We start from the raw sequence: 20,014 nt of genomic DNA, 5'->3' as shown, positions 1-20,014 counted from the left end.
GCAAATTCCAGAAAAATATTTAAACATTTTTAAATTTTTGAAAATTAAAGCAATGTTAAAACTAAAAAAACATTTATACCATTTTCATATAACATCGTGGAAAAATTAGAAAAATTGAAAGAAAAAAGAAATGCAGTTATACTTGCCCATAATTATCAACTTCCAGAAATACAGGATATCGCCGATTTTGTTGGTGATTCTTTTTCTCTTGCAATGAAGGCAAAGAAGACAGATGTGGATGTAATAATTTTTTGTGGTGTTGATTTCATGGCTGAGACAGCAAAAATACTCAATCCAGAAAAAGTTGTTATTCATCCAGATAAGCAGGCAATTTGTCCGATGGCAAAAATGGTTGATGCAGAATCTTTATTAAAGAAAAAGAAAGAATATGGGTATGAAATTGTTTCTTATGTAAATACTCCAGCTGAAGTTAAGGCAATAAGCGATGTATGTTGCACATCCTCAAATGCGGTAAAAGTTGTAAATAGAATGAGAAATGGAGTAATATTTACACCAGATGAAAATCTGGGAAAATATGTAAAAAGATTTGTTAAGGATAAGGATATATATCTATGGCCTGGCTTCTGCCCGACGCATGTTCGGATTAAAAAAGAGGATATATTGAAAATAAAGAAGGAGCATCCGATGGCGGAGATAATTGTTCATCCCGAATGCAGTGAGGATGTCATTGATATTGCGGATAAAGTTGCCTCTACAGAAGGAATGATAAAATATGCAAAAGATTCCAAATCAAAAGAATTTATAATTGGAACGGAAAAGGAGTTATGCTATAGAATGAAAAAAGAGATGCCTGAAAAGAATTTTTATTATATAGAAAAAGCAATATGTCCGAATATGAAGAAAATAACTTTGGAAAAGGTTATAAAAAGCATGGAAAGGATGGAGCATGAAATAAAATTGCCCGATGAAATAATTGAAAATGCGAGAAAGCCGCTTGAGAGAATGATCGAAATAGGTAGAGGAGATTAAGAAAAATATGTTTATATCTTTTTATTATTCCTGTTATGGAACTTAAAATTGAACTTTTGATATCAAGAGTTCTGGAAGCTATAATATTTATGATAGGAATTTACAGCATATATAAGGGCTACTTTATTCAATCCCTTGCATGCTTCTTCGGTTTATTTTTATCTCTTCTGCCAACCATAATAAAGAGAAATTTGAAGATATCGCTTCCATGGATATTTGAATTTCTTATTGTTTTTTCAGTTTCATTGCATATATGGGGGGGAGCGCTTGGACTTTATTCTCTTCCTTTCTATGATAAATTTGCTCATTTCATTGTTTCAGCCATAATTTCTTTCTTTGCCTTGATTTTGGTATACATCCTGACTGTTTTTTCGCCTCGTGTATATATGGATTTTTCCGCAATGATATTTTTTGTTGTTATTTTCAGCATTGCCATAGGCGGGCTGTGGGAAATTGCTGAGTTTTTTTATGATAAAATTTTTTTTGGCTATCCCGCTTCGCAGGTAAGTCTGGACAATACAATGGGCGATTTAATCGCTGATTTAGTTGCTGGAATAATTGTTGGATTTTTTGGAACGATGGCAATAAGGAGAGGAGAGTTCAAGGATATTTTAAGCATTGTGCAAAAAGGCAGTGGATTTATTCATACGAGAAGGAAAGCATTAAAAGCACTTGAGGAGGCAATTGAGAAAGAAAAAGCGGATGAAAAGGTAATTCCAATTGTAGAAAAGATAAATAAAAAGGAGGATTTCTTTACTACGAGCAGTTGCTCTGGAAGAATAGCAATAATAGAAGTTCCATTTTTTGGAAGAAAGAAGAATGCAAGATTTCTTGGAAAATGGCATCGCAAAATTAGTGAGGAAGAGCTTGAGGAGGCGATTAAAAAGGGGAAGAAGGGAGAAATATGGTTTTTGGTTCAATCTCCAATTTTTCATATTTCTACAATTTCGATATTAAATGCTAAAAAAATTTTGAGCATAGCAAACAATAGTGGCTTTAAATATTCTTCAATAAAAAGTTTAGATGGAAGATTTGTTGTTGAATTGCTGAGCACTGAGAGGCTGGATGTGCCAATCGGAAAAGATGGGAAGATATATGTGAGTGATGAATATTTAAAAATATTGATGGAAACAGCAAATCATATGATTGAAGTGATGGATGAAAAGTTGAAAAGACTCGAAAAAAATATAGAAAATATGATGTAAAATTATTTAAAAAGTTATTTAATTACAGATATGCGTTGCTTGTTGATTATTTCAGTTCTCATAATCATTCTCCCTGCTTATGCTCTAAAGGAGGAAAAGGAGATAAAGGTTGCAATATATTTTTCTGGAGTTAAAAGATATGCAGAAGAAATTAAAGATGCAATTTATTATTCTTGGATTGAAAATGGAGTAAAATATAGAATTTCACCAGAGATAGTAACGAGGGAGGATGTAATAGAAGGAAGGCTATCTTCTTACGATGTATTTATTATTCCTGGCATCGCCCGCCCCTATCTGGATGCGGTGGATGCAAGGTGGAGAAATGAAGTAAGGAAATTCGTTAGCATGGGAGGAGGATATGTAGGAGTATGTGGGGGAGCAAACCTTGCCAGCGTTGGGTTTGACGATATCGATGTAAATAGTTTTCTAAATCCTTTTCTGCTTAAAATAGCAAATGTTTATGTTAACGATGAGCAGTATGAGGAATGGCAGTATCTATGGCGCTCTAATTGGAGATATGGAGGTGTGCCCCTAAAAATTTATATAAATTTAAGCGAAAATCCTATATTCAGCGGATTTTATGGAATGGAAAGGAGCATAAGATACTGGGGAGGACCTGGAATGCGCGAGGCGAATTTTAAAGATGAAAAATTTGGAGAAGTGGTCCCTCTTGCTATCTATGCTGAAGAGCCAATGGAAGTAGCTCCTTTGCATTACTGGATATGGAGGGGAGAATGGGTTCCATATAAAAATATTACTACTGATATAAAAGGAGAGTATGCTGCAATTGCAACAACATATGGAAAAGGAAAAGTTGTTTTATTTGGTCCTCATCCAGAAAGAGAGACATTTTTTGATGGATATGTTGAAGAATTTCCAGTTAGAGAAAATCTTTCTCCTTTCACTTGGTTCATTTATAACTGGGTAAGCAACAATTCAAGCGGAATAAGCTATAACTGGTGGATACTAAGGAGAGCAATTGCATGGACTGCAAATTCTGAAATTCCTCCAGCAAGCGAAACAGCTGTTGTTATAGAAGAGCCAAGATATGGAATTTATGTAGATGGAAGGAAAATAATTTACAGCCAAAATACTGTTGTAGTTGGGAGTTCAAAAATATTATGCAAGGCAATAAATGTTTCTGAAAGCCTTCTTTATCTTGACAATGAAATTATTTATAAAGGAAATGGGGACATTTATTTCGATTTTAATTTTCCAGAAGGATTTCATATCCTAAAGGCAACAGGAAAAAATGAAAAGGAAGAAGTGGAAAATGAGGTTTTGGTTTTTGCCCTAAAAGATTAATTTTATTAACTCAAAAACATATATTGTTAATGAAGTTTAGAGGAAGGGATGTTATAAGTATAAGAGATTTTAGTAAGGAAGAAATTTTGCATATTCTTGATGTTGCTGAAAAAATGATGCCAATTGCAAAGGGAGAAAAGAAAAGCTCTCTTCTTAACGGCTACATAATGGCATCCCTCTTCTTTGAGCCATCTACAAGAACAAGATTATCTTTTGAAGCGGCGATGAAAAGGCTTGGCGGAGGCGTAATTGGCTTTTCCCAGCCAGGAACAACATCGATGCAGAAAGGTGAAAGCTTAGCAGACACAATAAGAACAGCGGAAAGCTACTGCGATGTAATAGTCATGCGCCACCCGCAGGAGGGCTCAGCCCGCATGGCGGCAAAATTTGCGAATGTGCCAATTATAAATGGGGGGGATGGAGCGGGGCATCATCCTACTCAATGCCTGCTTGATTTATTTACGATAAAAATGGAAAAAGGGAAAATTGAGGGAAATGTTGTTGCTCTGCTCGGTGATTTGAAATATGGGAGAACTGTTCATTCATTGGCTTATGCCCTTGCTCTTTTTGGAGTTGATATGATATTTATTTCTCCTAAGGAATTGGAGATGCCAAAAGAAGTTGTTGAAGAATGCAAAGAAATGGGGGTAAATATAGAGACGAAAAATAATATAGAGGATTTGAGCGATGTTGATGTTCTTTATGTTACCAGAATACAGAAGGAAAGATTTCCTGATCCAGAGGAATATAAAAAGGTTGCTGGGAGTTACAGGATAGATAAAGAAATTCTTAAGAAAGCAAAAGAGGATATGATAATAATGCATCCTTTGCCTAGAGTTGATGAAATTTCTCCAGAAATAGATGAAACAAAAAATGCTGTATATTTCAAGCAAACTTTCAATGGCATACCTGTAAGGATGGCATTGCTGGCACTTGTGCTGGGGGCGATTGAATGAAGGAGCTAAAAGTTCAGCCAATAAAAAATGGAACTGTTATTGACCACATTACTCCTGGAAATGCTTTAAAAGTGCTTAAAATACTGGGAATAACTGAGAAATATGCAGATTCAGTTATAAGTATTGCAATGAATGTTGTTGGTAAAAGAGGGGTTAAGGATATAGTCAAGATAGAAAATAGGGAGATTGATCCAAAGGAAGTGAATAAGATAGCATTAATTGCTCCAGATGCAACAATAAATATAATAAGGAACTATGAGGTTGTAGAAAAATATAAGGTTTCAATACCAGATGAAATTGTTGGAATTGTTAGATGTGCAAATCCAAATTGCATATCAAATAGCAAGGAGCCAATAGAAACAAAATTTATTGTTAAAAGCAGAAATCCTCTCAGGATAAAATGCTACTATTGCGAGCGTGAGGCAGAGGATATATCAGCGCAGATAATTTAATTCTTCTTCAATTTTTTTCCATATCTCTTTCATAAGATTTGCAATTTTTTCGTCATATTCAACTATGCTTTTACCAGCAATAACTGCCTCCACAAATTTTTTATCAAAAGGAATTTTACCAACTATTTTAATATTTTTTTCTTTGCAATATTTTTCAATTCTTTCTGTCATCTCTTCATTTATATCCCATTTATTTATAATCACCAAAACTTTTGATTTAAAATGCTCTGCTAGCTCTATTATTCTGTGCATATCATGAATTGATGATAGATTTGGCTCTGCTACAATAATGACCATATCTGCGTTGGTAATAGATGCTATTACATGGCATCCTATACCAGCTGGAGAATCAATCAAAATTAAGTTTCTTTTTTGAGAAAATCCTCTTGCCTTCTGTCTAATCTGGCTGACGAGCTTTCCTCCTCCCTCTCCAGATGAGAGCAAACCATATATAAGATGTCCAAACCTACTTTTTGCAACATAGATTTCTCCAATAATTCTTCTTTTCAATTCAACCGCATTTGCTGGACATACAGATACACACACTCCGCATCCCTCGCATTTTTCCTCTATAACTTTAAAATTTTCTATTGCATTAAACCTGCAGTTTCTTTCGCATTTCCCGCATTTTATACATCTCTCATTTATCTCAGCAACCTTCATTCCCTCAAAAGGAATTGCTTCTTCTATTTCTGGATTAAAGATCAGATGAAGGTTTGGTGCATCAACATCGCAGTCAGCAATTACAGCTTCAGCAAATTTTGCAAAAGATGATACAATACTTGTTTTACCAGTCCCTCCCTTTCCAGATGCTATTGCAATTTCCTTCATTTTCCTATTTTTTCTAATATTTTATCCACTATCTTCATGAACATTTCTCTGCTCTCTCCTTCCTTACTTACAAAAGGTATTCCAGCATCGCTTTCCATCACAATTTTTTCATCTATGCTTAACCTCCCCAAAAAATCTATATTTAATTCCTTAGCCGCCTCTTCTCCCCCTCCAATTTTAAATAAGTTTATTTCCCCTCTGCAGTATGGGCATTTAAAACCGCTCATATTTTCTATAATACCAATGATATTCATCCCAACCTGGCGGGCAAAGTTCGCCGCCCTCCTGCTGTCAAGCAGTGCTACATCCTGAGGGGTTGTAACTATTACAGCATTACAATTCTTTAAAATCTGCGCTATACTTAAGGACTCATCACCTGTTCCTGGAGGGAGGTCAACTATAAGGAACTCCAGATTACCCCATTTTACCTCACCAACAAGTTGTTTTATTGCTACCATTTTGAGAGGACCGCGCCATATAACAGGCACATCTTTTTCTAAAAGGAGGGCAAGAGAAATTGCTTTTAGGTGAGGGATAACTTTTACTGGCTTCATCCCATCCTCACTTCCATAAACTTTTTCATTTTCTATTCCAAGCATTTTTGCAACATTTGGACCATGTATATCAGCATCCAACAAACCAGTTTCGTATCCTTTAATTGCAAGGGCATAAGCAAGATTTACCGCGACTGTTGTTTTTCCAACCCCTCCCTTACCACTAATTATAGATATTTTATGTTTCACATTTTTCATATTCTCTTCTATTTTATTATCTAAATCCATGCTTCACCTCTTTATTATTTCATACAACTCATTGAATTTCCTTTCCCAGCTTTTTTCTTCAACTAATATCATCCCTCTGGAATATTTTCTTGCTATTTCCATGCTATATGGAATTTTCATTAGAATTTCTATTCCTTCATCGTTGCAAAACTTTTCCAGACTTTTATCTCCCAAACCATATTTATTTATTACTATACCAAAAGGGATATTGAATTTTTTTACCCTTTCAATAGCTATTTTCAAATCATGCAATCCAAAAGGAGTTGGCTCAGTAACAAGAATAACAAAGTCAGCCCCCTGAATTGTTTCTATAGTAGGGCATGCATTACCGGGAGAAGCATCCAACACTGATAAATTTTCTTTCCTTAAATGTTCTTTAACCTTTCTTATTAAAGGGCTTGCCCTTGTCTCTCCTATATTGAGCAATCCTTGATATATCTCTATTCCGTTTTTACCATGATAAATTTCACCTATTTTTCTTTTATCTTCACTAATAGCTTCATGCGGACAAACAATTTTACATCTGCCACATCCAGAGCACAATTCTTTAAAAAATAAAATATCAGATGGCAATACAGCAATTGCATTATATTCACAAAGATCCGCGCATTTTTTACAGAATTTGCATTTATTTAATTCAAAATATGGATTCATCAAGAAAACATCTTCAATTCTTCTTAAATCCGCTTTAATAAAAATATTTGCATTTGGTTCTTCTACATCACAATCATAAATTATTCCATTGTTTGCCACAGCAAAATTTACTCCGACGGTTGTTTTACCAGTCCCTCCCTTTCCAGATGCTATTGCAACAATCATTTTTAATGATGGTTAGAGCGCCCATGGCATGCTTCTTCAAATGAAATCTTCCTTAAATTTCCTTTTTTAAAAGCATCAATTGCTTCCTTAACATTTAAAGCATCACCAGCACTATAAACTTCTATTCCGTTGCTTCTAAACCTCTCAATTGCTTTTCTTCCTAAGCCCTTGCATATTATTATTTTAACCCCTTCCCTTGCAAGAATTTCAGGAGGGGAAAGCAAACCACCCATATGGGTGCTGGAATTTGGAACAATTTTTATTTCATTATTATCCAAATCAAAAATTGTATATGTAGGAACTCTTCCAAAATGCTCACCTATTTGCTCCTCCAACCCTCTATTTCCTAATGTTGGAAAAGCTATTTTCATTTTTTCTCCAACTCGTTCAACCTATTTTTTATTTCTTGAAGCATTTCTTCTATTCTGCTTATCTCTTCTTCAAGCATTGCAATATCTGTGCCCTCATCGCCCCTTTTGATATGATTTTCAATCGCTTCTCTTACTTTTCCATTAAAGATTACCATCTCAATCCCAGCGCTTCTAAGAATATTTGCTACATTTGGACCAAAATTTCCCGCAATAGCAACTTTAGCCCCTTCACTTACAGCAAGCTGTCCCGCTTGCACGCCTGCGCCGTGGATGGCGGATGCAAACTGATTTGGAATAACTCTGACATTTTTTATTTCTTTACCCTCTACTTCAACTATTGTATAGGTTGGGCTTCTCCCGAACACCGGCGATACATTATCCTCCAATCCGCCAGCATTTGTTGCTATTAGTATTTTCATGTTTTCGCCTTTGCGATTTTATTTACCTTCAAGCTCTTTTAGTCTATTCCTTATTCTCTCTATCTCCTTCTCAAGCAATGCAATCTCGTTTTTCAACATTCTTTGCTCCTCTTCTTTAGTCATTTGTATTGGCAAAGGTGCAGTGCTTGTTGGCAAATAAGTGGTGCTATACCATGGATTGAATAGCCACCAGCATGCTCCTCTTCCAAATAACCATCCAGGTCTCTGCCATGGAGGCAAATAGCTAAAGGGTCCTCTTCCAGGCCATCTTGGCCAGCCGTACCATCCATATCCCCACATTTTTCTCACCATGGAATATATAGCATTTAATATATAAAATTTTCTACAAAAGTTTTATATAAAAGTTACATATAAATTTATGCCAGGAAGAGGAAGGTGCAGACGCTGGGTAGGCATGCTTCCGCATGCAAACTACTTTATGCCAAATATGCCTTATAGGGAGACAAATGTTATTCGTGTTGAAGAATTTGAGGCTTTTCGCCTTGTTGATTATCTTGGCCTGACACAGCATGAAGCAGCCGCAAGAATGGGAGTTTCTCAAAAAACATTATGGAATGATTTGAAAAATGCCCGCTTTAAAATAGCGGATGCAATTATAAACGGTAAAGGAATAAAAATAGAAGGTGGAAACTATATTTTGAGATAGTCTGAAAGAATAATCAATATTATATCTATCAGGAAGAAAATTACAATTAAAAGTTCTAATATGAAGAGCTTCTTGTTTGTGTTTTCCTGATTTAGTATAAGATATAAAGAATTTAAAATTTCCATCTTACTATTTACTCTTTCCTCCCACTGTGAAAGATAAAATCTTTCGCTTGCCATCCTGTATATCCTTGCCAGATACCAGTCACCAAAAAATTTTGATATGTTTGATATATAATCAGTAACTCTTGTCAAATCAATTTTTGTTTTCGATAACTCTTCTATTATTTTTCTTGGTGATTTAAAAATATTTCTCTGGGAAAAGAATTTTTCAACATCATCATAAGCTTTTGTTAAAATTGTATCAAAATATTTATCATATGTTCTCAACTCAAGCAGTTGAAGATTTGCCAGCTCTATTGTAAATAAAATATCATCATATTTTCCACTTGGTTCAACAATTATTGCAGAATCCCAGTCTATAACTATTAAATCCTCATGATAGTAGGAATAGCTGTATTTTGTTCTGTCCTTTATTATATCATCGCTCAACTTTCTTATTTCTTTATCATTTGCAAGGAGTGAAGCAATATTGCGTTGATTTAATTTTTTAAGTTCTTCCCTGCTTATTTTTCTTATGCAGAAGATTGTATGTGTTTCTGGCTCCACTTCAATTCCGTAAGGCTCTATTATGTTTTCCTTTACTGCCTGAAGCACTTCCTTGTGAATTTTCTCTATATACCTCTCCATAGGTATTTCATCGTTATTTTCGATTATTTTAATTGTATAATAGGAAGAGAGATATTCAAATCTCTTGTCCGAGAATTCTATTCTGATTTCATAAGAAATTACTCCCACAGGGAATAGTTTTATATTTGTTCTCAAATGAACTCTTCCTCTATTTGTTAAAACATCTCTATCTTCGAATTTAAAGCAAAGATATTTTGGAAATTTAACATATTTTGGAGCGGATTTTTTAATTTCAATCAAGCTCATATCAAGTTTTTCTCTTAGAATGCTATCGAGCTTTCTAACATTTTCTATATCCAGCAATGCTCCTATATCATAAAGGAAATAATAAACTACTTCTCCATCCATACATGTATAAAACAAACCAATATAAAAGATATATTTTTAATCTTTAAATATTACCCATGGACAAAAAAATACCATTATATGCAACAATTTCATCTTTAATCTGGGGAGCATCATTCCCAATAACAAAAATTGCTCTTAATAGCATTTCGCCAATAATGCTCGCTTTTCTAAGATATGGAATTGCAGGTTTAATTTTAATCCCCTTTCTTTTTCCTTTTAATATAAAAATAAAGGATTTTATAATTTTGGGATTGTTCAGCGTTACTTTTCCAACAGTTCTCCAAAACATCGGGCTAAAATATACCCATGCATACATATCTGGCTTTATTCAGAGCACAGGCCCATTATATACTCTTATTTTAGCCTATCTTTTGCTTAAAGAAAAAATAACAAAACAGAAAATAGCGGGCTTAATAATTGCTCTCTCTGCCACCTATTTTGTTGTCTCCCCGCAGGGAGGGGGCGGCCTGCTTGGCAATCTTCTTGTATTATTTTCCGCAATAAGTTATTCTGCAGGAGGAATAATTGCAAAAAATTTGTTGAATAATGGATACAAAGCGATTCATATCCTGTCCTTTTCATCATTTTCTGGAACAATTTTTCTTGCTCCCTGCCTGCTTCTGGAGAAAATAGAAATTGATTATGAAGGTGTTGCTATTTCGCTTTTCCTTGCAATAATTACAACCATACTTGCCTACATTCTGTGGTATTCTGCCATGGAAAAAATCGAAGTTTCTAAATTATCATTCTTTACTTATATGATGCCTCTTTTTTCAGTTATATTTTCAGGACTTATCTTGGATGAAAAAATAAAAATTTTGACTATTTTTGCTGGGTTTGTGGCAATAACTGGCATATTGATTGCACAGCAACAATAAAAATTTATTCTAAATCTGCATTATATTTATGATGCAGGCGAAACTAATTAATGATATTACAGATTTGGCGTGGCTTTCAAAAGCATTTGATACAGAGGTGAAAAGGAATGTATTCAATGAAGTTTTTAATGAATGGAAAACAATGGAAGAAATAGAGGAAAAATATGGGAAGGAAGGAAAGGAAACATTAAAATTTTTTGAAAAAGTTAAGATGGTGGAAACAAGATGGATAATGCCAGAAGACGGAAAGGCGAGAAAAGAATATCATGCTTTTTATAATGCATTTCATATAAATGTTATGACTTCTATAGAAAATATAAAGGATACATTTTCAATAGTTCTTATGGATGATAAAAAGTTTAGAGAAATTGAGAAGAGAATTTATGAAAGGGTTAAAGAAAAGGGAGAGCTGAGCAGAGAAATTGAAAAAGAGATGGCACTATCACCAGTGCAGATGAGATGTATTGTTAAGAGATCGAAACTACTTGAATATAAAGGAATGAAAATAGAAAAAGTTGAATAAGAATGATTGCCACATTTTTGGGAGGAGGTAGGGAAGTAGGAAGAGTTGGAATATTTTTAGAGATAGAAAATAAAAAAATTTTGATTGACTACGGCATCTCCCCTCAAAATCCTCCTATTTACCCGATTGAATCCCCTCCTACAAAATATGTTATTCTATCTCATGCCCATCTCGACCATTCTGGCATGATACCGTGGATATGTAGAAGACATAATACAAAGGTTTTTTCCACAAAACTAACAAGAGAACTCTCTCAAATTCTTTTTTATGATACATTAAAAATAGCGGATGCAAGCGGTTATCCTTTTCCTTACGATGCAAATGATATTGAAATAGCAAATCAAAATTTTTTTGATGTAGAAAATAAGATTGATATATATGATGAAATTGAAATAAATTTATATCCCGCCGGCCATATACCTGGCTCAACAATGATAAAAATAAATGATACTCTTTTTGCATGTGATATAAATACAATAGATACAAAATTGCTTCATGGAGTTAAGCCAGTTAAATGCAGAAATCTTTTCATTGAAGGCACATATGCAGGTGTGGAGCATCCTGATAGAAAGGAGTTAGAAAAGAAATTTATTGATGATGTGGAGGATGTAATAAACAGAGGGGGAAAGGCAATAATTCCAGCATTTGCAGTTGGGAGAACGCAGGAAGTTGCAATGGTTCTTATGGATAAAGAGCATGAGATATGGATGGACGGGATGGGCTATCAGATATCTGAAATATTTCTGGATAATGGAAGATATATAAGATCTCCTCAAAAATTAAGGAAAGCAATTGAAAAAATCAATTTTGTTTATTCAAATAAAGGAAAAAAATTGGCACTAAAGGCGGGAATTGTTATTACAACAAGTGGAATGATGAATGGTGGGCCTGTGCTTTGGTATATAGATAAAATAAAGGATGACCCAAAATCCGCTGTTTTCATAACCGGCTACCAGGTGGAAGGGACAAATGGAAGAAGATTGCTTGATAATAAAGAAATAGACCTCTATGGGGTTGTTAGAAAGGTGAATTGCCAGGTAAAGTTTTACGATTTTTCAGCCCACGCCAGCCACAGCCAGCTTGTTAAATTTATAAATGATTGCAATCCAGAAAATGTTGTTATTTTTCATTCAGAAAAACCAGAATTGATAGCAGAGGAAATAGATAATAAAACATATACCCCAGTAAACGGGGAGAAAATAGAGATAGAGGGAGACTAGGCTATTATATCAACGCCCAATCTTTTTCCGCTATCCCATCTTGCAAGTCTTACTTCGTCTGTTTTTGGAGAAAGAATGTATGGAGAAGTTACTCCTGTCATTATTGCCATTACCCTGCATCTTCCATTGTAATCGGTATTTACTCTTGCACCAATTATAACATTCGCATATGGATCTATTTCATTCGTCATATATTCTGCTATCTTTTCTGCAAATTCAAGGCTCATATCCTGCCCTCCTGTTATGTGAATCAGGCAACCCCTTGCTCCAGCAGTTTCCACTTCAAGCAATGGATGATGAAGTGCTTCATGTGCAAGTGCTTCTGGACCATCTCTTATTGTCCCTTCTCCCCAGAACATTGCCGCAACATCCCCACCGCTTACGATTGTTTTTACATCCGCATAGTCAAGGTTTATCAGAGATGGCTGTGTTATGGTTTCAGATATTCCCTTGACTGTCTCAGATATCAGCTGGTCCATTACTCCAAATGCCTTATCTATGGGCAAATGAGGAACAAATTCAAGCAATTTCTGGTTATCAAGCACTATCACTGAATCGCACTCCTTTCTCAGTTCCTCCAGTCCCTGTTCAGCCCTGACTATCCTTCCCCTCTCAACCTTGAATGGAATAGATACCATGCCAACGACAATCGCCCCATTTCTTTTTGCAATCTTCGCTATCAAAGGGCTTGCGCCAGTGCCAGTGCCGCCGCCCATGCCCGCTGTTATGAAAACTAGGTCTGGCTCGCCTATTATCTGGGCAATTTCATCTTTGCTTTCCTCTGCCGCTCTTCTTGCTACATCTGGATAGCCACCCGCTCCCAAGCCACGGGTTGTGTTTCTTCCTATGACAAGTTTTTTGTCTGCTTCAACTACATCAAGCGCTTGTTTATCTGTATATATTGCTACTATTTCCGCTCCCTTTATCCCTATCCTATGTAATCTATTAATCGTGTTTCCGCCAGCTCCCCCTACCCCTATAACCACTATTTTGGGTATTCCGAACCCATTATCTATCTCTTTTTTTTCGCTTTCAAACCTCAATGCATCTTCTATCAAGCTTTTCATTTACATCCCCTCCTTTTTATTTATATAGGCTGGTTGCAACCCATCCCCTCCTTTATTTTTTCTCATATTTTCTCACCTCTTCCGCCAATATTTGCAAATCCCTGAGACTTTCCCACATCTTCTTTCTTTCTTCAACATCCTTGCTTATATCTCTTAGGAAAAGATTTATTGCTCTCTTTATTGCTTCACTTCTTGAACTAACTTCACCTAAAGTAATTAGAGTATCTATCAACGCAATCTGAGATTTTGGCAGCCTTACTGTGACTTTTTCTGTTTCCATTTTCTCCCCTAAATGGCGGACTTTGTATGACATTGTCCGTCATTTGTCAGACAATAATATCTATTTTATTTAAAAACTTTTCTATTTTTGCATTTCAAGTGGAAAAATTTATTTTAAATTAGAGAATTTAAAATGGAGAATAAGTATTAAATCTTATCGAAATTTTTGCTATTCTCCACTTCTTAAGCATGAAATTATTCTAAGAGAGAATGCTATTTTCAGGAGAATTTCCATATGCTTTGTAGCTCTTCGAGCCCAAATTTCAAAAAAGCAGGATATTAGAATTATTGTGGAATAGAATATGAAATGAAGAGAGCAATATATGCTTTCTATGGAAAGTTATATCAATTCGCAATAACACAAATTTCCTTCATAGCAATATAGTTAAAGAATAAATTTCTTGCAATTCTTTCATATCTGCCAATTCGGATTAATTTAAAGGGACTATCAACCTAACACCTCCAGATTTTAAAGACAAGCCCAAGCCACACTCCACCGTTTCCAGAATCTTTTAACTCTTGCCTTGAATAAACTATACCATCCTTCTATAGCATTTCTTTCTCCAAATGTTTCATGCTTGTATTTCAATCCCAGTCTTACTGCTTCATATGAAAATATTTCAAAATCTCTCAGAATTTTGCTGGTTTTTCTGTAGGATAGTCCAGCAAAATATAGAAGAATAGCCAGTGCCTTTATTTTCCAATCTTTTCCTCAAACCATTTTCACTTTATATTTTTCTTAAGTTGACAGTGCCTGCAACAGCTACCACTATGTTTATATATAACTAAAATATTTCTCATGCCTATGATAGGAGGCGATATAAATGCCAATCTATGTAAAATTCGAAATACCGGATGAATTAGCTAAAAAGTTGTATGAGCTGGTTGAAAAAGCAAGGGATAGCGGGAAAATAAGGAAGGGTGCAAATGAAGTAACAAAATCAGTTGAAAGAGGGGAGGCAAAACTTGTTATAATGGCAAAAGATGTTTCGCCCGAGGAAATACTTGCCCATATGCCATATCTTTGCGAGGAAAAAAATGTGCTGTATTCATATGTCCCTTCTAAAGAAGAACTGGGGCGCTCAGCTGGCCTGCTGGTGGCGACTTCTGTTGTTGCGATAGTGAATGAAGGAGATGCAAAAGAAATTTTTGAAGAAGTTGTTAAGAAAGTAAAGGAAATAAAGGGATGAGATGCCTGAAGAAAGCATTCCAGCAGAGGTTGTGGAAATAATTGGAAGAACGGGAATGTGCGGGGAAGTATTGCAGATTAGGGTAAAAATTCTTGAAGGAAGGGATAAAAACAGAGTTATAACGAGGAATGTGATGGGTCCTGTAAGGAAAGGAGATATATTGATGCTCAGGGAAGCGGAGAGAGAAGCAAAGAGGTTGAGCGTGAAATAATGGCAAAAAAATGTTCATTCTGCGGGAATGACATTGAGCCTGGAACAGGAACAATGTATATAAGGAAGGACGGAACAGCCTATTATTTCTGCTCTGGAAAATGCAAGAAAAATATGCTAAAATTGGGAAGAGATCCCAAAAAAGTTAGATGGATAAAAAAAGCAAAGTGATATCATGGAAAGAACCTTTCTGATGATAAAGCCTGATGGTGTGCAGAGGCGACTGATAGGTAAAATTTTTCAGAGAATTGAGGAATGTGGTTTTAAAATAGTTGCAATGAAATTTTTAAAAATAGATCGCAGGATGGCTGAAAAGCATTATTCAATCCATAAAGGCAAGGATTTCTTTGAAGGATTGATAAATTATATAACAAGTGCTCCAGTTGTTGCAATGGTTGTTGAAGGAAAGAATGCAATAGAAAGAGTAAGAAAGATTGTTGGTTCAACAAATCCGAAAGATGCAATGGCCGGAACAATAAGAGGAGATTTTGCCCAGGATATAGGGAGAAATATAATACACGCAAGTGACAGCAGAGAAACAGCAGAAAAAGAAATAAAATTATGGTTCAGCGAAGATGAAATAGTAGAATATGTAATGGATGACGAAAAATGGCTTTTTGAGGATTAAATTTATATTTTATTAATAATATATTTTTAGCTCCATTTCGAAGGCCTCTATGACAAATGAATAGAGGAGCAAACATGGAGCGACAGCGGCATCACGGGCCCCTGCGTGATCAAATGAGCGTAAGGTCAACCCAGGTGCCGCACACTCTCATTCGCTTTTATTATGGAATATATTGTTTCATTTACGGATACATCTATTCCATGTTTTTTTGCTCTCCTTACTATTTCTCCATTTATCTCATCTACTTCTGTTTTTCTTCCAAAGATTATATCCTGAAGCATCGAAGAAATATTTTCCGATGTATTTTTTGCAACTTTCTGCGCTTTTTTTATTATGTTATCTCCTATTTCAATTCCCTCTGCCCTCGCAACTTCAATTCCTTCTATGCATATTTTTCTCATCAATTGTTTTGTATGCTCGTTTTTAATTAATTCTCCATTTTTACATCTTAAAATAGATGTTAAGCCATTAATTGCTGAATTAACTATTGCTTTCTTCCATTTCTCTTTTTTAATTTCTCTGCTTATTTTTGTTTCAATTCCGCATTCATTAAATACATCGCAAATCTTTTTTATTCTTTCAGTAATTTCTCCGTTCATCTCTCCTATTACTGTTTCACCCTTGCCCGCATGATATATTCTTCCATTTCCGAGAAATGTTACTCCCTGTGTAGTTACTACTCCAATAACATTTTCAATTCCCATTTTTGCTGCTATAATTTCTTCATTTCTTAACCCATTTTGAATTGAAATAATAGGAATTTTTCCAAATTTTTTCAAAATTTCATCCACCGCCTTTTCTGTATCATATGCTTTCGTTGCAAGAATAATAAAGTCATATTTACTTCCATCAAATCTTGTTTTAGGATAAAAAATTCCTTCAGTAAGCCCCTCTACTCTCAATCCATTTTTTTCTATCTCATCAATATGCTCCTTTCTTCCAACAAGCAAAACATCATTCTTTTTTGAAAGCAGTCCGCCAAACAATGAACCTATTGCCCCGGCACCAAATATTATAAATTTCATTGGTTAAAGATTAATCAGCGAAATAAATTTTTTTTCATTACTCAAAAGTGCTGTTAAATTTAGCATTGAAGCACCTCCTACAACGCTACCTAAATCTTTCATGTTCATTATCCATTTTTACCCCTCTACAATAAAAAACTGTAGTTATTGGATAAAATCTGATGGCTCTATCAAATTATAATAGAAAACATAAATGGAAAACAAAAGGTTTCACATGTTTTATTTTTATCTCCTGCTTGGAAAATAGTTATCAAAATGTTCTATCTTTTCAGTATCAGATACCATGCCCTTCCATCTGTCTTGCATCGCACAAATCAATTTTTTACAGGCCATGTTTGTTCTGCTCCTACTTATCATAAAGAAGACAATCTTTCTTGTTTCTGGTTCAATGACAAACCAAAACCAGAAATTCATATCTCCTATCTGAAGAGATGTCTCATCAATGACAACACAATGAGGCATTTTATCTGCGATGCTATTTTTCAATACACCCCAAATTTGTGCAACCATTTCCATATGGCAGTTCTGCTTCTCCTTACGAATATATGAATTCCACTGGTTTTATCTCTCATAACGATACATTTTTCTTTCAATAATTGCATCCCTTTGCATTTATCATCAAATGCGTCTATGGAATGCATATTTTTATCGAAAATTTTGGTTAAGCTAACAGCATCGAAGTTTAATATGCAAGGGAGTGAAACAAATTGCTGAAAAGATTTATAAAGAAGCAAATAATTTCAAATCATGATAAAGAAGTTTGAGTCATCGACAGGGGAAATTGTTATTGAAATAGATTACAGCAAATGCAATGGCGCCGCAAAATGCGTTGAGGTCTGCCCTGTGGGAATATATGAGCTGAAGGATGGAAAAGCGGTTGTAAATAATGTCGATGATTGCATTGAGTGCTGTGCGTGTGTTGAATCATGCCCCAACAATGCAATAAAACATAGTTCCTGCTGATGAAATTTATCCTATTTTTACTCTTTTTTTCCCTTATTTTTCAGAATATATATGAAATTGAGTTAAGGGATGATGCCTTTCATTCATCTTTACCTTTTCATATTGAAACTTGGTATTTTGAAGCAATTTTTGAAAATTACAGCATTGTTTTTATGATTACTATCCTGCCAGATATTTTTGCAATGATTGGAGAACATTTTTATTTTAATGGAGAAAAGATATATGAAGAGAGAAAAATTTACAAATCTTTTTTCATCTCTGATGAATATCCTCTTTTGATAGTTGATAGTAAAACAATCATGCAAGGTTATATTGGCAGTGGAGGGGAAATATGCTATAATATCTCCTATATCGGAAATAATTTTGGCATAAATTTTCATTTTGAGAATAAAACAAAAGGATGGAAGACGGGTTTGCCAGATTTCTGGCTTTCATTGCCAAATATGCGGGTTGAGGGAGAAATATTTATAAATAATTCATTGGAGCATGTAAAAGGAAAAGGATATCATGACCACAACATTTTTTATTTAAAATCAATTTTCAGCAATGGCTATTTTGATGGAAAATTGATAGAAGAAAATTTCTCGATTGTATGGGGGAAAATAATTGGAAAGGAAGATTTTATAATATTCAGCAATGAGAGTTTCTTTTTGATTGATAATATCTCAATTTCAATGGATGAATATATATTCGACCATGGAAGAATTATACCCACTTCTTTTTACATTTATGGAAAAAATAGCAATGTTGAAATTTCTTTAAATTTTAAAACTAAATCAATTCATTATATAAAGCTACCATTTATAAATTACTGGAGATATCATGTTGCTGTAACTGGAAAAGTATTCATTGATGGCTTTGAAAAAGAAATAAATAGTTTTGAAATAATGGAGTATATGAAATTCTAAACTTTTATATAAGTTGGGGCAGATTTGGGCACTTTACCCTTAATTTCATGATAATATGCATAAGTCATTGGTTCTTCATCACTAACTATTTCTGCATCAATTACTTTTCCAAAAAATATTGTATGGGTAAATATATCTATTTTTTCAATAATCTCGCATTCAATATATGCAACAGAGTAATCGGTTGGGATCGGGGCACCGCTTTTCCCTATTTTATAATTAAGATTCTCAAATTTTTTTATTTCTCTTCCACTTCTAAAACCAAATTTTCCTATAAAGACGAGGGGTGTGCTTTTGCTTAATATAGAAATGCTGAAAACCCTGCTTTCCTCTATAAATTCATTTGTTAAATTCTCCTTATTTATGCATACTGCTATAATCTGTGGCTCTGAGCAAACCTGAAAAACGGAGTTTGCTATCTGTCCGTTTAACATATCTCCCTTTTTAGAAGAAACAATATAAAGCCCATAACTTATCTTATGGAGAGCTTTTTTATCCATACTAAAAATCTTTTGGCAATTTATATTTTATGCGAGGGGCCGGATTTGAACCGGCGACGGCCTTCGCCAGCAGATCTTGAGTCTGCCGCCTTTCCTGGCTTGGCTACCCTCGCACAATCATAATATTTTTCAGCTTTTTTATTTTTCGGCATCCCCAGTATTTCCGAATGTTGTGTTAGATTTTGATTTTTGCAATCAAATTTTTTGCAAAAAAATAAAAAATTTTTTATCAATTTAATTTAATTGTTCTGAAAACAAAAAATCAAAAAATAATTTCTTCTCTATAAAAATATTAGCGAAAGATAGTCCTATAACTTTCGAGATAAATTATTAAAAAATTTTGATGATTTTTTCATCGATTCTTTTAGCACAATTGATATTACATAGAACTTTTCTTTGCTTTATTAAATCAAGAATAGAATCTTTCCACTTTTCAGCTATTATAGAAATAAATTCTCTTATAAAGTACCACAGATTATAAAGGATAGCAGAAAATATGAAAAAGAAAAACCTTATAATAGGATTCTCTGTCTTCGTTTTTATCATAAAATTCTCTTGAGCATCTCTATAAAAATTTTCTATGTTCCATCTTCTCCTATATAGATCTGCAAGACTAAGAATATTTGATTCATCAATTTCAATGTTTGTGCAGAAAACATCGAAATTTTTCCAATTTTCTTTATATTTGTTACCATTTGGAATGAAGAACAAGTTTGTTTTTATTTCTTC

At 34.3% G+C, this 20,014-nt stretch carries 28 protein-coding genes and 1 tRNA gene; 15 read left to right on the top strand and 14 right to left on the bottom strand.

What is annotated here, in order from left to right:
- Nucleotides 1-75: 75 nt before the first annotated feature.
- The 5 genes from nadA to H5T45_00125 all read left to right on the top strand — a co-directional run bounded on the left by nadA (nucleotide 76) and on the right by H5T45_00125 (nucleotide 4,908).
- Nucleotides 76-990 carry a quinolinate synthase NadA gene (nadA, locus tag H5T45_00145; GenBank protein MBC7128130.1) on the top strand — a complete coding sequence of 305 codons (915 nt, stop codon included), beginning with the start codon at nucleotides 76-78 and terminating at the stop codon, nucleotides 988-990.
- A gap of 578 nt (nucleotides 991-1,568) precedes the next feature.
- Nucleotides 1,569-2,195: a hypothetical protein gene (locus tag H5T45_00140; GenBank protein ID MBC7128129.1), complete on the top strand. Its 627-nt coding sequence runs from the start codon at nucleotides 1,569-1,571 to the stop codon at nucleotides 2,193-2,195.
- A 30-nt stretch (nucleotides 2,196-2,225) separates the two neighbouring features.
- Nucleotides 2,226-3,500 (top strand): hypothetical protein, encoded by a 1,275-nt coding sequence (locus tag H5T45_00135; GenBank protein MBC7128128.1) that lies wholly within the window; start codon nucleotides 2,226-2,228, stop codon nucleotides 3,498-3,500.
- A 29-nt stretch (nucleotides 3,501-3,529) separates the two neighbouring features.
- Nucleotides 3,530-4,456 (top strand): aspartate carbamoyltransferase, encoded by a 927-nt coding sequence (gene pyrB, locus H5T45_00130; protein ID MBC7128127.1) that lies wholly within the window; start codon nucleotides 3,530-3,532, stop codon nucleotides 4,454-4,456.
- Nucleotides 4,453-4,908, top strand: a complete 456-nt coding sequence (locus H5T45_00125) for an aspartate carbamoyltransferase regulatory subunit (GenBank protein MBC7128126.1) — start codon at nucleotides 4,453-4,455, stop codon at nucleotides 4,906-4,908. The genes pyrB and H5T45_00125 overlap by 4 nt, the downstream gene beginning before the upstream one ends.
- Here H5T45_00125 and H5T45_00120 read toward each other — a convergent pair.
- The 6 genes from H5T45_00120 to H5T45_00095 are packed head-to-tail and all read right to left on the bottom strand — an operon-like array spanning nucleotide 4,891 to nucleotide 8,442.
- Nucleotides 4,891-5,739, bottom strand: a complete 849-nt coding sequence (locus tag H5T45_00120; GenBank protein MBC7128125.1) for an ATP-binding protein — start codon at nucleotides 5,737-5,739, stop codon at nucleotides 4,891-4,893. The genes H5T45_00125 and H5T45_00120 overlap by 18 nt on opposite strands.
- Nucleotides 5,736-6,521 (bottom strand): Mrp/NBP35 family ATP-binding protein, encoded by a 786-nt coding sequence (locus tag H5T45_00115; protein MBC7128124.1) that lies wholly within the window; start codon nucleotides 6,519-6,521, stop codon nucleotides 5,736-5,738. The genes H5T45_00120 and H5T45_00115 overlap by 4 nt, the downstream gene beginning before the upstream one ends.
- A gap of 3 nt (nucleotides 6,522-6,524) precedes the next feature.
- The gene (locus tag H5T45_00110) at nucleotides 6,525-7,340 is read right to left on the bottom strand and encodes an ATP-binding protein (GenBank protein ID MBC7128123.1); all 816 of its coding nucleotides are present in this window, start codon (nucleotides 7,338-7,340) and stop codon (nucleotides 6,525-6,527) included.
- 2 nt (nucleotides 7,341-7,342) lie between these two features.
- Complete coding sequence (locus H5T45_00105; protein MBC7128122.1) at nucleotides 7,343-7,711, bottom strand: NifB/NifX family molybdenum-iron cluster-binding protein; 369 nt, start codon at nucleotides 7,709-7,711, stop codon at nucleotides 7,343-7,345.
- Nucleotides 7,708-8,130, bottom strand: a complete 423-nt coding sequence (locus H5T45_00100; GenBank protein ID MBC7128121.1) for a dinitrogenase iron-molybdenum cofactor — start codon at nucleotides 8,128-8,130, stop codon at nucleotides 7,708-7,710. The genes H5T45_00105 and H5T45_00100 overlap by 4 nt, the downstream gene beginning before the upstream one ends.
- A gap of 18 nt (nucleotides 8,131-8,148) precedes the next feature.
- Nucleotides 8,149-8,442, bottom strand: a complete 294-nt coding sequence (locus H5T45_00095; GenBank protein ID MBC7128120.1) for a DUF5320 domain-containing protein — start codon at nucleotides 8,440-8,442, stop codon at nucleotides 8,149-8,151.
- 67 nt (nucleotides 8,443-8,509) lie between these two features.
- Here H5T45_00095 and H5T45_00090 point away from each other — a divergent pair, with 67 nt between their 5' ends.
- On the top strand, nucleotides 8,510-8,797 hold the full coding sequence (locus tag H5T45_00090; GenBank protein ID MBC7128119.1) for a DUF134 domain-containing protein: 288 nt from the start codon (nucleotides 8,510-8,512) through the stop codon (nucleotides 8,795-8,797).
- On the opposite strand, the gene H5T45_00085 is transcribed toward H5T45_00090, so the two are convergent.
- The gene (locus H5T45_00085; protein MBC7128118.1) at nucleotides 8,782-9,894 is read right to left on the bottom strand and encodes a hypothetical protein; all 1,113 of its coding nucleotides are present in this window, start codon (nucleotides 9,892-9,894) and stop codon (nucleotides 8,782-8,784) included. The two genes, H5T45_00090 and H5T45_00085, sit on opposite strands and share 16 nt — an antisense overlap.
- A 56-nt stretch (nucleotides 9,895-9,950) precedes the next feature.
- On the opposite strand from H5T45_00085, the gene H5T45_00080 reads away from it, so the two are divergent.
- The 3 genes from H5T45_00080 to H5T45_00070 are packed head-to-tail and all read left to right on the top strand — an operon-like array spanning nucleotide 9,951 to nucleotide 12,515.
- A complete protein-coding gene (locus H5T45_00080) occupies nucleotides 9,951-10,772 on the top strand; it encodes a DMT family transporter (GenBank protein MBC7128117.1) in 822 nt (273 codons plus the stop codon).
- A 31-nt stretch (nucleotides 10,773-10,803) separates the two neighbouring features.
- Entirely contained in the window at nucleotides 10,804-11,295 is a 492-nt protein-coding gene (locus H5T45_00075; GenBank protein MBC7128116.1) for an ArsR family transcriptional regulator, read from the top strand.
- A gap of 2 nt (nucleotides 11,296-11,297) precedes the next feature.
- The gene (locus tag H5T45_00070; protein ID MBC7128115.1) at nucleotides 11,298-12,515 is read left to right on the top strand and encodes an MBL fold metallo-hydrolase; all 1,218 of its coding nucleotides are present in this window, start codon (nucleotides 11,298-11,300) and stop codon (nucleotides 12,513-12,515) included.
- Here H5T45_00070 and ftsZ read toward each other — a convergent pair.
- Both ftsZ and H5T45_00060 read right to left on the bottom strand, forming a co-directional pair.
- Nucleotides 12,512-13,582, bottom strand: a complete 1,071-nt coding sequence (gene ftsZ, locus H5T45_00065) for a cell division protein FtsZ (protein ID MBC7128114.1) — start codon at nucleotides 13,580-13,582, stop codon at nucleotides 12,512-12,514. The two genes, H5T45_00070 and ftsZ, sit on opposite strands and share 4 nt — an antisense overlap.
- A gap of 52 nt (nucleotides 13,583-13,634) precedes the next feature.
- The gene (locus H5T45_00060; protein MBC7128113.1) at nucleotides 13,635-13,862 is read right to left on the bottom strand and encodes a ribbon-helix-helix protein, CopG family; all 228 of its coding nucleotides are present in this window, start codon (nucleotides 13,860-13,862) and stop codon (nucleotides 13,635-13,637) included.
- Between the two features lie 823 nt (nucleotides 13,863-14,685).
- Here H5T45_00060 and H5T45_00055 point away from each other — a divergent pair.
- From H5T45_00055 to ndk, 4 genes are read left to right on the top strand one after another with little or no spacing between them, the layout of a single operon-like run.
- Nucleotides 14,686-15,051, top strand: coding sequence for a 50S ribosomal protein L7ae (locus H5T45_00055; GenBank protein MBC7128112.1), 366 nt, complete (start codon nucleotides 14,686-14,688; stop codon nucleotides 15,049-15,051).
- Nucleotide 15,052: 1 nt separating this feature from the next.
- On the top strand, nucleotides 15,053-15,262 hold the full coding sequence (locus H5T45_00050) for a 30S ribosomal protein S28e (GenBank protein MBC7128111.1): 210 nt from the start codon (nucleotides 15,053-15,055) through the stop codon (nucleotides 15,260-15,262).
- On the top strand, nucleotides 15,262-15,432 hold the full coding sequence (locus tag H5T45_00045) for a 50S ribosomal protein L24e (GenBank protein ID MBC7128110.1): 171 nt from the start codon (nucleotides 15,262-15,264) through the stop codon (nucleotides 15,430-15,432). The genes H5T45_00050 and H5T45_00045 overlap by 1 nt, the downstream gene beginning before the upstream one ends.
- A 4-nt stretch (nucleotides 15,433-15,436) precedes the next feature.
- Nucleotides 15,437-15,889: a nucleoside-diphosphate kinase gene (gene ndk / locus H5T45_00040; protein MBC7128109.1), complete on the top strand. Its 453-nt coding sequence runs from the start codon at nucleotides 15,437-15,439 to the stop codon at nucleotides 15,887-15,889.
- Nucleotides 15,890-16,014: 125 nt separating this feature from the next.
- Here the strand turns inward: ndk and H5T45_00035 are convergent, their stop codons facing one another.
- Together H5T45_00035 and H5T45_00030 are read right to left on the bottom strand one after the other, a co-directional pair.
- Nucleotides 16,015-16,914, bottom strand: coding sequence for a 2-dehydropantoate 2-reductase (locus H5T45_00035; protein MBC7128108.1), 900 nt, complete (start codon nucleotides 16,912-16,914; stop codon nucleotides 16,015-16,017).
- A gap of 225 nt (nucleotides 16,915-17,139) precedes the next feature.
- On the bottom strand, nucleotides 17,140-17,424 hold the full coding sequence (locus tag H5T45_00030; protein MBC7128107.1) for a DDE-type integrase/transposase/recombinase: 285 nt from the start codon (nucleotides 17,422-17,424) through the stop codon (nucleotides 17,140-17,142).
- A 237-nt stretch (nucleotides 17,425-17,661) separates the two neighbouring features.
- Here H5T45_00030 and H5T45_00025 point away from each other — a divergent pair, with 237 nt between their 5' ends.
- Together H5T45_00025 and H5T45_00020 are read left to right on the top strand one after the other, a co-directional pair.
- Nucleotides 17,662-17,877: a 4Fe-4S binding protein gene (locus H5T45_00025; protein ID MBC7128106.1), complete on the top strand. Its 216-nt coding sequence runs from the start codon at nucleotides 17,662-17,664 to the stop codon at nucleotides 17,875-17,877.
- Nucleotides 17,877-18,785 (top strand): hypothetical protein, encoded by a 909-nt coding sequence (locus H5T45_00020; protein ID MBC7128105.1) that lies wholly within the window; start codon nucleotides 17,877-17,879, stop codon nucleotides 18,783-18,785. The genes H5T45_00025 and H5T45_00020 overlap by 1 nt, the downstream gene beginning before the upstream one ends.
- On the opposite strand, the gene H5T45_00015 is transcribed toward H5T45_00020, so the two are convergent.
- The 3 genes from H5T45_00015 to H5T45_00005 form a co-directional block, all read right to left on the bottom strand.
- Nucleotides 18,782-19,285: a flavin reductase gene (locus tag H5T45_00015; GenBank protein MBC7128104.1), complete on the bottom strand. Its 504-nt coding sequence runs from the start codon at nucleotides 19,283-19,285 to the stop codon at nucleotides 18,782-18,784. The genes H5T45_00020 and H5T45_00015 overlap by 4 nt on opposite strands.
- Nucleotides 19,286-19,315: 30 nt before the next feature.
- Nucleotides 19,316-19,398, bottom strand: a tRNA-Leu gene (locus tag H5T45_00010).
- 217 nt (nucleotides 19,399-19,615) lie between these two features.
- Nucleotides 19,616-20,014: transposase (locus H5T45_00005; GenBank protein MBC7128103.1), on the bottom strand; the 399-nt coding region annotated here is incomplete at its 5' end.

The organism is Thermoplasmatales archaeon, assembly GCA_014361245.1.
Taxonomy (GTDB): Archaea; Thermoplasmatota; E2; order UBA202; family JdFR-43; genus JACIWB01.
This window is presented reverse-complemented; position numbering and strand designations above follow the sequence as displayed.

Excerpts from the sequence above, each read along its gene's own strand:
- H5T45_00140 (MBC7128129.1), top strand. The coding sequence starts at position 1,569 with ATGGCAATAAGGAGAGGAGAGTTCAAGGATATTTTAAGCATTGTGCAA.
- H5T45_00135 (MBC7128128.1), top strand. The coding sequence starts at position 2,226 with ATGCGTTGCTTGTTGATTATTTCAGTTCTCATAATCATTCTCCCTGCT.
- pyrB (MBC7128127.1), top strand. The coding sequence starts at position 3,530 with ATGAAGTTTAGAGGAAGGGATGTTATAAGTATAAGAGATTTTAGTAAG.
- H5T45_00125 (MBC7128126.1), top strand. The coding sequence starts at position 4,453 with ATGAAGGAGCTAAAAGTTCAGCCAATAAAAAATGGAACTGTTATTGAC.
- H5T45_00120 (MBC7128125.1), bottom strand. The coding sequence starts at position 5,739 with ATGAAGGAAATTGCAATAGCATCTGGAAAGGGAGGGACTGGTAAAACA.
- H5T45_00115 (MBC7128124.1), bottom strand. The coding sequence starts at position 6,521 with ATGGATTTAGATAATAAAATAGAAGAGAATATGAAAAATGTGAAACAT.
- H5T45_00110 (MBC7128123.1), bottom strand. The coding sequence starts at position 7,340 with ATGATTGTTGCAATAGCATCTGGAAAGGGAGGGACTGGTAAAACAACC.
- H5T45_00105 (MBC7128122.1), bottom strand. The coding sequence starts at position 7,711 with ATGAAAATAGCTTTTCCAACATTAGGAAATAGAGGGTTGGAGGAGCAA.
- H5T45_00100 (MBC7128121.1), bottom strand. The coding sequence starts at position 8,130 with ATGAAAATACTAATAGCAACAAATGCTGGCGGATTGGAGGATAATGTA.
- H5T45_00095 (MBC7128120.1), bottom strand. The coding sequence starts at position 8,442 with ATGGTGAGAAAAATGTGGGGATATGGATGGTACGGCTGGCCAAGATGG.
- H5T45_00090 (MBC7128119.1), top strand. The coding sequence starts at position 8,510 with ATGCCAGGAAGAGGAAGGTGCAGACGCTGGGTAGGCATGCTTCCGCAT.
- H5T45_00085 (MBC7128118.1), bottom strand. The coding sequence starts at position 9,894 with ATGGATGGAGAAGTAGTTTATTATTTCCTTTATGATATAGGAGCATTG.
- H5T45_00080 (MBC7128117.1), top strand. The coding sequence starts at position 9,951 with ATGGACAAAAAAATACCATTATATGCAACAATTTCATCTTTAATCTGG.
- H5T45_00075 (MBC7128116.1), top strand. The coding sequence starts at position 10,804 with ATGCAGGCGAAACTAATTAATGATATTACAGATTTGGCGTGGCTTTCA.
- H5T45_00070 (MBC7128115.1), top strand. The coding sequence starts at position 11,298 with ATGATTGCCACATTTTTGGGAGGAGGTAGGGAAGTAGGAAGAGTTGGA.
- ftsZ (MBC7128114.1), bottom strand. The coding sequence starts at position 13,582 with ATGAAAAGCTTGATAGAAGATGCATTGAGGTTTGAAAGCGAAAAAAAA.
- H5T45_00060 (MBC7128113.1), bottom strand. The coding sequence starts at position 13,862 with ATGGAAACAGAAAAAGTCACAGTAAGGCTGCCAAAATCTCAGATTGCG.
- H5T45_00055 (MBC7128112.1), top strand. The coding sequence starts at position 14,686 with ATGCCAATCTATGTAAAATTCGAAATACCGGATGAATTAGCTAAAAAG.
- H5T45_00050 (MBC7128111.1), top strand. The coding sequence starts at position 15,053 with ATGCCTGAAGAAAGCATTCCAGCAGAGGTTGTGGAAATAATTGGAAGA.
- H5T45_00045 (MBC7128110.1), top strand. The coding sequence starts at position 15,262 with ATGGCAAAAAAATGTTCATTCTGCGGGAATGACATTGAGCCTGGAACA.
- ndk (MBC7128109.1), top strand. The coding sequence starts at position 15,437 with ATGGAAAGAACCTTTCTGATGATAAAGCCTGATGGTGTGCAGAGGCGA.
- H5T45_00035 (MBC7128108.1), bottom strand. The coding sequence starts at position 16,914 with ATGAAATTTATAATATTTGGTGCCGGGGCAATAGGTTCATTGTTTGGC.
- H5T45_00030 (MBC7128107.1), bottom strand. The coding sequence starts at position 17,424 with ATGGTTGCACAAATTTGGGGTGTATTGAAAAATAGCATCGCAGATAAA.
- H5T45_00025 (MBC7128106.1), top strand. The coding sequence starts at position 17,662 with ATGATAAAGAAGTTTGAGTCATCGACAGGGGAAATTGTTATTGAAATA.
- H5T45_00020 (MBC7128105.1), top strand. The coding sequence starts at position 17,877 with ATGAAATTTATCCTATTTTTACTCTTTTTTTCCCTTATTTTTCAGAAT.
- H5T45_00015 (MBC7128104.1), bottom strand. The coding sequence starts at position 19,285 with ATGGATAAAAAAGCTCTCCATAAGATAAGTTATGGGCTTTATATTGTT.